At 39.5% G+C, this 13,463-nt stretch carries 14 protein-coding genes and 1 tRNA gene; 13 read left to right on the forward strand and 2 right to left on the reverse strand.

The genetic code is table 11. From position 1 onward, the window contains the following. Positions 1-85 precede the first annotated feature (85 nt). From FBD94_RS00150 to FBD94_RS00180, 7 genes are all read left to right on the forward strand, one after another. Positions 86-1,468 (forward strand): mercuric reductase, encoded by a 1,383-nt coding sequence (locus FBD94_RS00150; RefSeq protein WP_136878665.1) that lies wholly within the window; start codon positions 86-88, stop codon positions 1,466-1,468. Positions 1,469-1,474: 6 nt separating this feature from the next. Next, positions 1,475-2,443 carry an ABC transporter ATP-binding protein gene (locus FBD94_RS00155; RefSeq protein WP_136878666.1) on the forward strand — a complete coding sequence of 323 codons (969 nt, stop codon included), beginning with the start codon at positions 1,475-1,477 and terminating at the stop codon, positions 2,441-2,443. Further along, a complete protein-coding gene (locus FBD94_RS00160; RefSeq protein WP_136878667.1) occupies positions 2,436-4,007 on the forward strand; it encodes an ABC transporter permease/substrate-binding protein in 1,572 nt (523 codons plus the stop codon). The genes FBD94_RS00155 and FBD94_RS00160 overlap by 8 nt, the downstream gene beginning before the upstream one ends. Positions 4,008-4,562: 555 nt before the next feature. Beyond that, on the forward strand, positions 4,563-4,742 hold the full coding sequence (locus FBD94_RS00170; RefSeq protein WP_136878668.1) for a DUF3606 domain-containing protein: 180 nt from the start codon (positions 4,563-4,565) through the stop codon (positions 4,740-4,742). Positions 4,743-4,817: 75 nt separating this feature from the next. Beyond that, complete coding sequence (locus FBD94_RS26410) at positions 4,818-4,946, forward strand: hypothetical protein (RefSeq protein ID WP_262710961.1); 129 nt, start codon at positions 4,818-4,820, stop codon at positions 4,944-4,946. A 99-nt stretch (positions 4,947-5,045) separates the two neighbouring features. Beyond that, positions 5,046-5,351, forward strand: a complete 306-nt coding sequence (locus tag FBD94_RS00175) for a hypothetical protein (protein WP_205945815.1) — start codon at positions 5,046-5,048, stop codon at positions 5,349-5,351. A gap of 131 nt (positions 5,352-5,482) precedes the next feature. Further along, positions 5,483-6,217, forward strand: coding sequence for a hypothetical protein (locus FBD94_RS00180; RefSeq protein WP_136878670.1), 735 nt, complete (start codon positions 5,483-5,485; stop codon positions 6,215-6,217). A 792-nt stretch (positions 6,218-7,009) separates the two neighbouring features. Here FBD94_RS00180 and FBD94_RS00185 read toward each other — a convergent pair. Beyond that, complete coding sequence (locus tag FBD94_RS00185) at positions 7,010-7,219, reverse strand: hypothetical protein (RefSeq protein WP_136878671.1); 210 nt, start codon at positions 7,217-7,219, stop codon at positions 7,010-7,012. 47 nt (positions 7,220-7,266) lie between these two features. On the opposite strand from FBD94_RS00185, the gene FBD94_RS00190 reads away from it, so the two are divergent. The 3 genes from FBD94_RS00190 (at position 7,267) to FBD94_RS00200 (ending at position 9,687) form a co-directional block, all read left to right on the forward strand. Next, positions 7,267-7,986 (forward strand): hypothetical protein, encoded by a 720-nt coding sequence (locus tag FBD94_RS00190; protein WP_136878672.1) that lies wholly within the window; start codon positions 7,267-7,269, stop codon positions 7,984-7,986. Positions 7,987-8,357: 371 nt separating this feature from the next. Then, positions 8,358-8,711 carry an ISAon1 family transposase N-terminal region protein gene (locus tag FBD94_RS00195; protein ID WP_136878673.1) on the forward strand — a complete coding sequence of 118 codons (354 nt, stop codon included), beginning with the start codon at positions 8,358-8,360 and terminating at the stop codon, positions 8,709-8,711. Continuing rightward, a complete protein-coding gene (locus FBD94_RS00200) occupies positions 8,704-9,687 on the forward strand; it encodes an ISAon1 family transposase (RefSeq protein WP_235884320.1) in 984 nt (327 codons plus the stop codon). The genes FBD94_RS00195 and FBD94_RS00200 overlap by 8 nt, the downstream gene beginning before the upstream one ends. A gap of 104 nt (positions 9,688-9,791) precedes the next feature. On the opposite strand, the gene FBD94_RS00205 is transcribed toward FBD94_RS00200, so the two are convergent. Then, positions 9,792-9,865 (reverse strand) — tRNA-Met (locus FBD94_RS00205). A 387-nt stretch (positions 9,866-10,252) separates the two neighbouring features. Between FBD94_RS00205 and FBD94_RS00210 the strand changes: the two genes are divergently transcribed. The 3 genes from FBD94_RS00210 (at position 10,253) to FBD94_RS00220 (ending at position 13,462) form a co-directional block, all read left to right on the forward strand. Next, positions 10,253-10,633: an START-like domain-containing protein gene (locus FBD94_RS00210; RefSeq protein WP_131612372.1), complete on the forward strand. Its 381-nt coding sequence runs from the start codon at positions 10,253-10,255 to the stop codon at positions 10,631-10,633. Between the two features lie 30 nt (positions 10,634-10,663). Continuing rightward, complete coding sequence (locus FBD94_RS00215) at positions 10,664-12,103, forward strand: LptF/LptG family permease (RefSeq protein ID WP_136878674.1); 1,440 nt, start codon at positions 10,664-10,666, stop codon at positions 12,101-12,103. A 147-nt stretch (positions 12,104-12,250) separates the two neighbouring features. After that, a complete protein-coding gene (locus FBD94_RS00220) occupies positions 12,251-13,462 on the forward strand; it encodes a bifunctional 3,4-dihydroxy-2-butanone-4-phosphate synthase/GTP cyclohydrolase II (protein ID WP_136878675.1) in 1,212 nt (403 codons plus the stop codon). The last annotated feature ends 1 nt before the right edge of the window (position 13,463 follow it).

Raw genomic sequence — 13,463 nt, forward strand, 5'->3', positions numbered from 1 at the left:
ATGCTGGATTGCCTCTTTTTATTGTTATTTTTAACCTAATTAATGTTTTACTTATTTTAGATAAATATGTCCTATTTTAAAACATATGAAACATTTTGATGCAATTATCATTGGCTCCGGCCAGGCAGGTACTCCACTGGCAAAGAAATTAGCTTTAGCAGGAAAAAAAACGGGAATTATTGAAAAGCGATTTGTTGGCGGCACTTGCATCAATGATGGCTGCACCCCAACAAAAACCATGATCGCCTCCGCGCGTGTGGCTCACAAAGCCAGAACAGCTGCTTTGCTAGGTGTGGAAACAGGGGAAGTTAAAGTGGATCTTAGAAAAATTAAAAACCGAAAGGATCAGATTGTCGAATCGTTCAGATCTTCGTCTCAAAAAGGACTGGAAGCAGCCGAAGGAGTTGAACTGATCTTTGGAGAGGCAAGGTTTTCTGGAAATAAAGAATTGACAGTGGCGACTTCAAACGGACAGGAAGAAGTTTTGACAGCAGACTGGATCTTTATCAATACAGGTGCGAGCACCACTATTCCTGAGTTGAAAGGATTGAAGGATATTGATTACCTGACTTCGACGACCATTCTTGATCTGGAACAAATTCCTGAGCATCTTATTGTTATCGGTGGAAATTACATCGGTTTGGAATTGGGCCAGATGTTTCACCGTTTCGGCAGTAAAGTCACTATCCTGGAAAAATCTTCCAGGATTACCGGACGTGAAGATGAGGATGTCTCTGCTGAAATGACAAAAATATTGCGTGATGAAGGGCTTAAGATCCTGACAGACATCAGCATTGATGAAATGGAAAAGGTAAACGGAAAGATTAGCGTGAGTTTGGAATCGGGGGATAAAAAAGAGAAAATACTCGCCAGTCACCTGCTTATCGCTGTGGGCAGAACTGCGCAAACAGCATCGCTCAATCTGGCTGCTGCTGGCGTGGACACAGATGAAAAAGGATACATTGTTGTCAATGAAAAATTGGAGACCAATGTTAAAGGCATTTATGCTCTGGGCGATGTAAAAGGCGGACCAGCTTTTACACATATTGCCTATAATGATTATATCATTGTCTATGGAAATTTGATCGAAAATGCGGATTATAGCACTACCGGCAGGCCGGTGCCTTATTGTATGTTTACCGATCCTCAAATGGCCCGTATTGGAATTTCTGAATCAGAAGCCAAGGAAAAAGGATTTGATTTCATTGTTGCCAAAATTCCGATGTCCAGTGTAGCGCGGGGAATAGAGACCGGAGAAACTCTGGGATTTATGAAAGCTGTCGTTGACAGAAAGAGCAAAAAAATATTAGGAGCCTGCATTCTGTCGTCGGAAGGAGGTGAAATTATGTCAGTACTTCAAATGGCCATGGAGGGAGGAATTACCTACGACAGGATCCAGGAATATGTGTTTGCACACCCTACCTATTCTGAATCCCTTAATAATCTGTTTATGAAAATCAAAGATTAAAAAGGCATGATTACACTAGCAGATATCAGCAAGAATTTTGGAAGCACGCGAGCGGTCAATGAAATCTCATTTACTGTGCGAGAAGGAGAAACCCTTATACTGCTAGGTACCAGCGGATGCGGCAAGACTACTACGCTAAAGATGATTAATCGGTTAATTGAACCCGATTCAGGAACCATCAGCATCAACGGCCAAGCGATTAGTAGAGAAAAGCCCGAATTCCTAAGGCGTAGAATCGGTTACGTAATGCAAGATATCGGACTTTTCCCTCATTATACTGTTGCCGAAAACATTGCTGTTGTTCCGAAATTATTGAAATGGAATAAAGAAAAAACTCGCGAGCGTATATTGGAACTGATTGAAAAACTTCGCCTGCCGAATGATTGTATGAACCTGTTTCCCCACCAGCTAAGCGGAGGCCAGCAACAGCGTGTCGGATTGGCCAGGGCACTGGTCGCAGATCCGGCAATTTTGTTAATGGACGAACCGTTTGGGGCGTTGGATAATGTAACCAGGTCAGGTATCCAGTCTGAATTTAAAGCGCTGGAAGAACTGAAAAGAAAAACGATTGTGATGGTCACTCATGATGTTCAGGAGGCTTTCGAACTGGCCGACCGCATTTGCCTGATGGATTGTGGTAAAATTGTTCAAATTGGCGCACCCAAAGACCTGCTTTATAAACCCGCTAGCGAGTTCGCCAGGAAGTTTCTGGACAGCCAGCGGCTAGCGCTTGAATTTAAGGTAGTTACCATAAAGGACATCTGGGAATTCCTGCCTGTCAATATTTTGAGGGGCAAAGTAAATGCGCTTTCTGCCACCACTGATGTTTGGTCGGCAATGGAAAGACTAAGTTCAACTTTAAACGATAAGGTTCAGTTATTTTCGGACCCGGAAACACAACAGACAAAGGTGATCAACTTCCAGGAACTGAGCGGCGCATTTCATTCCTATAAACAAACCAGAAGCCATGATTGAGCAGCAGCAGAGCTTATGGAGCTTCATCACAGAGCAAGCTGATAAGTTACTTGCCCAGACTTTGCAGCATCTTGGGCTGACGTTTATCTCACTGTTGCTGGCAATAGCAATTGGCCTTCCTCTGGGCATTTTGATTGCCCGGCGAGGGAAACTGGCAGGCAGTGTTCTGGGGGTAGCAGGTGTGCTGCAGACTATTCCGAGTATCGCGCTTCTGGGTTTCATGATCCCGCTGCTTGGTATTGGCGCAAAGCCAGCTATTGTGGCACTGCTGATCTATGCCTTGTTACCGATCATCCGCAATACTTATACAGGAATTGTAGGCATAGATCGCCATATTATAGAAGCAGCAAACGCTTTGGGGATGAGCAAAACGCAAATCCTTTTCCGGGTAGAGCTGCCTTTGGCAATGTCGGTGATCCTGGCCGGGATTCGTACCGCTACTGTGATCAATGTAGGGGTCGCCACGCTTGCCTCCTTTATTGCCGCAGGTGGGCTGGGAGAATTTATTTTTGGCGGGATTTCACTGAATAACAGTAATATGATTCTTGCGGGGGCTATTCCCGCGGCATTGTTAGCGGTCATTTTAGATTTCCTGTTGTCAAGGGTACAAAAGCTCGACTTCAGAAAACTAAGAAAGGTATTGTATCTAATTCCCTTGCTCATCTTGCTGTTAGGGGGCTTTTATTTACTTCCTGCTACGTACGGATCTAAGCTAAAAGCAGGCTTTACGCCTGAGTTTATGGGCAGAAAGGATGGGGATTTAGGCTTGAAATCTGTCTACGGACTGGAGATTCCCACCACAGTGATTAGTGATGCCGTGATGTACAAAGCTGCTTATGAGGGAGAATTGGATGTGATTAGTGGTTATTCAACAGACGGTAGATTAAAGGCCTTCGGGCTGACCATATTGAAAGATGACAAAGGGATATTCCCTCCTTACTATGCCGCGCCGATTGTTCGGCAGGCATCCCTCGATAAATTTTCGGGCCTGGAAGAAGTATTAAACCTGCTGGCCGGAAAGATCAACGATTCTTTGATGACGGATCTCAATTACAGGACTGACTACCTGAAACAAACGCCTGAACGTGTAGCAAAAGATTTTTTGATCCGTGAAGGCTTGTATAAAAGTCCCCGAAACGGACACGCTGGTATAGTTCGCATCGGTTCAAAGATATTTGGCGAGCAATACATTTTAGCGGAGATGTATCGCATGTTGATTAAAGGCAATACCGAATATGATGTTTCAACAAAAACGGGACTGGGCGGCACCAAGATCTGTTTTGATGCCCTGATGAATGATCAGATCGATTTTTATCCCGAATATACCGGAACAGGCCTGCTTGTTTTACTGCAGCCTGATCCCAGGGTTGCTAAAGAAATTGCTCATGATAGAAACAGGACATACAGCTATGTGAAAACAACCTTTCAAAAAAAATATCAGATCCGATGGCTTAAACCGATCGGATTTAACAATACTTATGCGTTAATGATGCGAAAAAAACAATCCGAAGCCCTTAACATTTCTACCATCACAGCACTCAAAAAATATATAGATAGAAACTAATGACTTTTTTCGAACAATATTTCTCATGAGCCGGCGACCTTTACAGTACTCAATTTTCCTGTTGAAAGTGTTGATGCGACAGTGAATGACCTTATGGGAAAAAGAGTTGAAAGCGGAAAAGCGTCGACCCTCTATGAGGACTGTGAAGCCATTATGGATACCAAGAAATTTTTTGAAATGAAAGAACAAGAGAGGCTCAAATCCTTCGAAAAACGTGTGTAATAATGTATGTTTATCAAACGCGCGTTTCATCTCGATCCAAAATATCGGAACGGAACGCTATTGTATTTTAAAGCAAGACGGTTTTAACGAACTACAGCAAAAAACAGGGTATTTTTCAAAAAAGGTGTCAAACATAGCGTTAAGGTTATTGTTGTCAAGCGTAAAACAACGATACGGATTAATAATAACCAAGTTTATGGTATCGTCGTCCTATACAAATGTTCTCAATAGTTCTTAGAATATCAAGCGAGCACTAGGTAAAAAAATGTAGAAGGCAAAAATGTAAGGAAACAAAAGGACTGAAGTGTTGTTAACCAAATAAAACCAAATCTTATGTCAGACGATAAAAATAAACAAGATGCACGTGACCGCAACCAGGTGGCCGGCAACGAAGATTATGAAGTTCAGTATATGGCCGACAAGCTCAATATGAGCAAAGAACGCATCAAAGAAGCTATTAACGCTGTTGGCAATGACCGTCAAAAGATTGAGGAATATCTTTCACAGAAGTGATTGCCGATGAGCTTCGCCTCGGCATGATGGAGATTATCTTTCTCATATAAAAATCAGCTTGTAAAGCTGAGGAAAATGGCCATTGAGATTGCAAATGCCTTTTTGGAAGAAGGGGCAGAAGAGGGTGTTCCTATTGCGACAGGCTTAAAGCTGGCAAGCGAATATTTCAAAATAAAAGGAAAAAGATTGTTAATGGCAAGGTAAGAATAACCGTTAGTCTACGATCCGGCGGAAGATACGATCTCCGCCTTGAGCGGTGGCGAAAAAAACAGAACGATTAAAAATCAAGATTCAATTCAGCACATGGCCACAAGCAACACCAGTAAATTCGTACTTAAAATATCGATTCTTCTAATCCCATATATCATGCTCAGCCTTATCTTACATGATGGTGGCCCAGGTGGCGGGGTCGGCGGCGGAGGCTACGACCTGTCCGGCCTGGTGTATGGCCTGCTCCTTTTTGCGGTCACGATCATCTGGCTGATCTGGATGGGCATCAGTTATGCGGTCAGCAAGACCGCTGCTGGGAAAAAGCTGCACCTTAGATTACTCATCATAGGTTTGATTGCGCTGATTGCAGCCTGGTTCATTACCCCAAGAATGTTTTAGTGCCTTCATTGCAGAAACATAAGGGATGAAAACAAGAACTAAGGTTGCATATCTAGATCAAGCACATACACAGACTACACAGGCGGGGATATTTAAATAAATATAATACCTTGGTTAAAAACGAACATACGATGGAATACCACTCAATACCTTATCCTAATTTCAGCACCAGCAAATGCATTACCCGAAAAGTGAAGGACTTTTGGAACCCACGTATACACACTGCAGGAAACATCGGTGTGAAACTCAGCGGGCTATTATTTTTTATAGCGCTGTTCCTATTCACTGGTGCTCATGCACAAAAAAGTAAAGTACCTTCCAGGAATGTACTACCGGACTGGAGAAAGGACACTTTTGCTTATACAAAGCAGGTGATACCTTCAAAAATAAAAAATGATAATACTGGGGAGCTGTTTCTGATCACCTTAAAAAGAGCCTCTATTATAAAAGTCGATAATGAGCAGGTGATATTGGCAATCTGCGCTTTGGAGAGCGGTGATAAAGAAACAGCTTCGTTAACCTATTTTTTTATCAGTCCAAAAACAAACCAGACGATCTCAAAATTTAAGTCTGTATCCACGGTAAAGGGTTGTAATCTGACTATTCCCGCGTTTGTGGTTAAGGACATCAATGGAGATAAAAAAGACGATTTTATCTTTTTAGAATTATATAATGATAAGTGCAAAGGCGATTATTGGATAGCATCAAATTTTCATCAGATCAAACCTGAAACGACAAGAGGTGAATTGGATTATTACCTGAAACTTAGAAATGACATGAGAATCAACAGAAAAGTTAAAATCACTGAAATAAGTATGTTACAGAAAAAGTTGGAAGCGGTGGTTATTGAATTATTTAATCCCTAACTGAAATACATTTTTTTGCTTAAATGTCTTAAACGTGACTAATTGGAAAATTCCTTAAAATCCCTGGATATCGGAAAAATCTCACCCTGCAGTACTTTCGGGGCTTTTTTCTTCTTAGAGCTTCCTAAGTGCATATTTCACTAAAAGTGGTTCTTCCCCACTTTTAGTGGTAAATCACGAACCTATCCTTTCTCACTTTCAAAAAACATCAAGGGGGGGCGATTGTCAATTTGCCTAGGTAATCGGTGGTTAATTTTGAGATATCCTCCACTTATCCATTGACGACGGTGATCGAATTAACATGTAAACGGGTTTCAGTTTGTCAGATTTTCCGATAGTATATAACATTTACCAATATTTTCCAGAATCTACTTGATGGGCTAATTGACCACCAAAAGATGGTAAGGACCACTTTCAATGAAATACCCAAGGATGCCAATGCATTATAACTGTTCGTTTTAAATAATTGCTATCTTTAGCAAACCAACCTAAATTATTATGGAAAATCTAAAGGCCAAAGAAATGATATCTGCGGGAATAATGGGGGTAAGCGGTTTTGTTGCTCCATTTTCTTTCATATGTATAATTTACTATTTCACTAACCTTACTACTAAACCCCTTTTCCCGATGAAATATCTTGTGATAACTTTTATTATATCATTAGCAGTTTGGTTTTATTGCTTTTATTTGCATAGGTCAATAAGAAAATATAGGAAACAAAATAGTCTTGACAGCATTTAATTATAGATTGTCCCAAGTCATATTTTTATTTGCTGCTGAAGGTCTGTATCACTACCCAAAGCCCAGATCACACCAGGCAGCATGACTGTATATTTCGGTGAGTGGTTCTTTCCCACTTTTGGTGGTAATTAATGGGCCAGGCAATTGAACCTGAAAAGGAAATAAAAGGATGGTCGTATTGGGACGGTTCGCAGGGACATAAGCGCGCAAGTATGGTTCATGAAAGGAATGTGGCGAGGGCAATGTGCAATGTTTGTACATTGCAATATTAAACCCGGTCTTGTTAAAACATAACAATAACGCTTTATATGAATGTAAATACTTTTGCTATACTTCTTATTATCCTCTTAGCGGGCTGTGATTTTAAAAACGAAAATACTCCGCTAAATCAAAAGACAGTTCCTAAAGAAAAATCTGATACAATTGTCGGAATAGAGGTTGTGCCTGCTGTAATATCGGGCATGGACTATATAGAAAAGGAATATTTTGTTGTTATAAAAAATGACACATCAAGTTTTTCAGGTACTGTTATTGAAAACAAGGCGACCGGAAAAGTATCAATCGGGTACAGGCGAGATCCTTATGAAAGAACACCACGTTCGTTTTCTTCTGATGATACAGCGGCAGTGGCCTATGATGAGCCCCTTAAGAAACCAGCTAAGAAATTAAATTGCAAAGATCAGATGCGTCAGATTGAGCTCATTCTGAGTTATGCATCAATGGACTTTAATCTGAGTAAATCACATAGCCTACGCTTTGCGATGTCCGCAATTGATGGCTTTTCTCAAAACATAGCCAAACAATACTTAAGCAAATACGGTGAAAAATTTCCATACGGTGGCAATAAAAATGCTGCAGAGCTGGTTAAAAGTTCAAGATTAACAGCAGCCTTAAACAAGGCTCTGGCTCCTTATTCTTTAATTATCGATAAAGTATCTATTGACGGCTTAGGCTACACCAGAGCTCAACATGCACAGGATAATGCACGTTTAGATGGAATGGTATACTGGTCCGTTAAGAAAAGATAAACTGTTTGGAAAAAGATTAGTGCTCAAGCCGACATAACCACCAAAAGTGGGGAAGAACCAGTTTACGGCGGAATAAGTAGTCAGTTAGTTTTGCAAGAAACTGGCCAATATCCGTTTATTCCCCAGCTAAGATACATAAAAAAAAGGTTTTAAGAGATGCCGAGATCCTTAAGGAAAAGTCGAACTAGAAAAATATTATCTTAAAGTATCGCTGAAGCTTGTTTTCAGACCAAAAGTAGTTTTAGTTCATATTAACTGATCAGAAAAAGTTGAACTGGTAATGGGAGGGATATAACGGATCAAGCGGAATTCTTGGGGGGAATAAAATAAATTCTTTCTTTTGCAGTTGTAAAACAAACGACATTTTTATTTTGAGTCAAGCCGAGCAAACCCTGATCAGTTTATTATTACCGGAAGGTATCCTGGATTATTTTGAACTAACCAAAGTAGACAAAGAAGGCAAGATGTTGAACATCTACCTAGAAGAGAAGAATATAGCCCCTGATGGCTATGACAAAAGAGATCTTGAATCCAAAGGATTCTTACCTGAAGTTAGTATTCAGGATTTCCCTATTCGTGGGCAAAAAGTGGCTTTATGCATCAAGAGAAGACGCTGGACCGTTAAAAGCAGTGGAGATATCATTAGCAGGGATTGGGATTTAGTAAGAAAAGGGGCGCGAATGACAACGGAATTCGGTCTTTTTTTAAAAGGAATATTTGGATAACCATCCGATCAGCTGCTATCATTTAGGTCATTATTTTCAGGTGGATGGCAAACAGCTGCAAGAACAATACAAAGAGCATATTAGTGATTACAATGGTTGGGATCAAAAAGATCATGCAGATGAATGGATGCTTTTCTCAAAGAATGTCAGCCCATATTTAAGTATCGACGAAACAGCTTTATCCAACGGAGAGCTTTATACCATCGTGACCAATAAGGGGGCAAAAGGGCGTAAAGGCGCTATCGTAGCGATGATTAAAGGTACGGTGGCTGAAGACATCATTAGGGTGCTAAAAAAAATACCTGAAAGACTTCGTAAAAAGGTAAAGGAAGTAACCATGGATATGGCTGCTAATATGCAACTAGCCATTAAAAGATGTTTTATAAATGCACATCGGGTGATTGACCGTTTTCATGTGCAGAAATTAGCCTATGATGCAGTCCAGGAATGCAGGATCAAATACCGTTGGGAGGCCCTGGATGCAGAAAACAAAGCCATTGCCCTGGCAAAGAAAAATAAAGAACGGTATCAACCCGAAATACTGTCTAATGGTGATACTTTAAAGCAATTACTGGCACGTAGTAGGTATCTGTTATTCAAGCATCATAGTAAGTGGACCCTGACACAGGAAAATAGGGCCTTGCTTTTGTTTGAACGCTACCCTTTATTGAAGGAAGCTTACGGTCTGTCACTAAATCTTGGTCAAATATTTAAGGTTTGCAAGAGTAAACAGCAAGCTTTTAAGAAATTAGCAATATGGTACAATGAGGTTGAAAAGTCAGGCATTGAAGCTTTTAGTACAGTATCCAGATCAGTACAAGCACATTACCTTTCAATATTAAACTTCTTCATCAACAGAAGTACCAACGCCTCTGCGGAATCTTTCAACGCAAAGGTTAAAGCTTTCCGAGCAACTTCCAGAGGAGTAAGAGATATCAAATTCTTTCTATTCAGACTTTCTAAAATATATGCCTAAAATTATCCCCCCAAGAATTCCGCTTGATCCGATATAACTAATTGTGACCTAGGATTTTAAGGGTATAAAAAAAGGAAACAACAAATATATGCTGTTTCCTTAAGTAGCGGGGAGCAGAATCGAACTGCCGACCTCAGGGTTATGAATCCTGCGCTCTAACCATCTGAGCTACCCCGCCGGGTTTTTATTAATATAATGATATTAAATATTAATATGGTTGTTTTTTTAAGAGCTGCAAATATAGGAGAATGATTTCAAATAATAAAAAAAAATCTCCAATAATACCTACTATTGTGCTTTAACGGTGATACTAAGCTAGTTATTTTGGGGCTTGCTGGTGAAAGATATGGTTAATTATAATATGTGTAGCATAAGTTATGCATAATATTTATAATCAATTTTTATATAAATCCTGCGCTCTAGCCATCTGAGCACCACTTTCTGGCTTTTTATCATTAAAAAATCAATGTGATTTTCTAAAGAGTTGCAACTATAGAAAAATTTACTTTCCTTTAGAAATATAAAAAAAAATTGTCTAAGAAATTCAGAAAGTAAGCGTTTAACGATGTCAGAAAAGAAAAAATTTACCCTAGAATATGAATTGAGATCGTCTCCACGTATTTTATTTAGCTTTATTAGCGAGCCAAATGGTTTATCCCAATGGTTTGCGGATGATGTTGTCTTCCGTGATCAGACTTATACCTTCACATGGGATGATGAAATACAAAAAGCGAAATTACTTAGTATAAAGGAAAATAAACTCGTTAAATTTAAATGGCTTGATGACGACCCGCATTGCTATTTTGAAATGGAAATCGTTCAAGACGAATTAACCAATGATGTAGCGCTTTCGATAACAGATTTTGCTACTGAAGATACCATGGCCGAGCGTACATTGATTTGGGATAATCAGATAAACTACCTGCATAGTGTATTAGGTGCTTAATTTTTCGTTGGCTTTGCCTACATTTGTATATTGAAAAAGATTCATTTACTACTTGTCAAAGCATTTATAAAGCCATTCTTCGTCACTTTTTTTATAGTGATGTTCATACTATTGATGCTTTTTTTGTTTAAGTATGTTGACGAACTGATCGGAAAAGGATTCGAATGGTACGTGATACTTGAGCTGATGTATTATGCATCTGCAGCTAATGTTTCCATGGCACTCCCGCTTTCGATACTGTTGTCGTCTATTATGACATTCGGTACGTTAGGGGAGAATTATGAATTGGTAGCCATCAAATCTGCAGGTATTTCTTTGCAAAAAGCAATGATGCCTTTATTGGTTGTGATTATTTTTTTGGCTATTAGCTCCTTTATTTTTTCTGATTACATGTTGCCTAAAGCAAACTTAAAGTTTGGCTCACTGCTTTGGGATATCCGGAATAAAAAACTCTCTTTTCTAATTAAAGAGGGCGTATTTAACAATAGTATTCCTGGTTATTCCATTAGGGTCGACAAAAAGAATGACGATGGGGAGTTGAAAAATGTAATGATTTATGATCATACCGGTAACAATGGGATAGCAAAGATCATTATTGCCAAAGAGGGTAAAATGTCCAAAGATGAGACTCATTTGGTGTTAAATCTTCATGATGGCGTTAGGTATGAGGAATCAAGCGGAAAAAGCTCTTCCTATAATCCAAGGCAGGAATTAACTCGAATGCGCTTTAAAGAAACGGACCAAAAGTTTGACATCTCTAGTTTTAAAATGAATAGAACAGATGAAGAAGGCTTTAGGGGCAATACGCAAATGCTCAACTTAAAAGGTCTGTCCAAAAAGAAAGATTCTTTATCCAGCGAGTTAGATAGTATAAATAAATTTGCCGCTTTGAATGTAAGTAGTTATTACAAACAAAATAATTATACAAAAGGGTATACAAAGTTAATGGCCAAGGTGAAGGGGATAGACAAGCCTGTACTTAATATAGTTCCAAAAAACCAAAAGTTATCGATTATACAAAGTGCATTAGATCAGGCTAACACTGTGATGCAAACCACATCTGGGCGAATTGCTGATCATGGCGATAGGACCAGAAGTATCATTAAGGTGGAGATTGAGTATCAAAAGAAGTTTACACTCGCTTTCTCCTGTCTATTACTATTTTTTATTGGGGCGCCTTTAGGGGCAATTATACGAAAAGGTGGCCTTGGTTTACCGGTTGTAGTCGCTATCGTATTTTTCCTGCTTTATCATATCATCGCTACCGTTGCCGAGAAGTCTGCAACCCAGGGATCCTTAACTCCATTTTTTGGTATGTGGTTGGCTATTATTATTTTATCCCCTTTAGGTGCTTTTCTCACGTATAAAGCAACTGTTGATTCAGCTTTGTTTGATGTTAATAATTTCAAGCTGGTATTCACTAAGATTTTTAAAATATTTAAAAGGAAATCACCTTCACAGGCAGTTTAACGGGGATGGCAATCCCACAACCCGCTATTCATTACTTATTTATGATATTTTAAGGCGTGAAATTGTGTTGGAAGGTTGTAACTTTGCAAGGCAAATTTAATAGATTTTCAAATTGATTTAGGATTTGGGGATTGATATACTTATAAAATGGAAATTAAACTCGATGCAATAGAAGATGCTATTGCGGATATAAAAGCAGGAAAAGTTATTATCGTTGTGGACGATGAGGACAGAGAAAACGAAGGTGATTTCTTAACTGCAGCTGAGAACGCTACCCCAGAAGTTATCAATTTTATGGCTACTTATGGCAGAGGTTTAATCTGTGCTCCATTAACGGAACAGAGATGTGATGAACTTGGCCTGGAGCCTATGGTGGGTAAAAACACTGCAGCCTATGAAACGAATTTTACAGTTTCTGTAGATTTACTTGGATACGGCTGTACAACAGGAATTTCGGCATCAGATAGATCTAAAACTATTCTTGCGCTAATTAACCCTGGTATCGATCCTGCTGAACTTGGGAGACCAGGACACATATTTCCTTTAAGATCTAAAGATGGTGGAGTACTGAGACGCTCAGGCCATACAGAAGCTGCTGTAGACTTAGCTATTCTAGCTGGGATGAAACCAGCAGGTGTACTTGTAGAGATTTTAAAGGATGATGGAGAAATGGCAAGGCTTCCTGATTTGCTTAAAATTGCAGAAAGACATCAGTTAAGAATCATCTCTATCAAAGATCTTATTGCTTACAGATTAAGTAAAGAAAGCCTGATTAAGGAAGAAGTTACGATTAACTTACCTACGCAATGGGGCGATTTTAATATGACTGCTTATACGCAGTTAGATAACAACGCTACTCACTTAGCTATTAGCAAAGGAAAATGGACTCCAGATGAGCCAGTATTGGCAAGGGTTCATAGCTCTTGTGTAACTGGTGATATATTCGGATCATGCCGTTGCGATTGTGGACCACAGCTTCACAAAGCTTTAGAAATGATAGATAAAGAAGGTAAAGGAGTTGTTGTTTACATGAACCAGGAGGGACGTGGGATAGGACTAATCAATAAATTACGTTCATATAACCTGCAAGATGCTGGTTTTGATACTGTAGAGGCTAATATAAAATTAGGCTTTAAAGGTGATGAACGCGATTATGGGGTAGGTGCACAGATATTAAGAGCTCAGGGCGTAAGCAAGATGCGATTGATGTCTAACAACCCAACAAAAAGAGCTGGTTTGATCGGATATGGTCTGGAGATTGTGGAGAACATCCCAATTGAAATTGAAAGTAATGTTCACAATGAACTTTATTTGAAAACAAAACGTGATAAGATGGGACATCAAATCATGAAAGGCTAAG

Source organism: Pedobacter hiemivivus (genome assembly GCF_005144565.1).
Classification (GTDB): domain Bacteria; phylum Bacteroidota; class Bacteroidia; order Sphingobacteriales; family Sphingobacteriaceae; genus Pedobacter; species Pedobacter hiemivivus.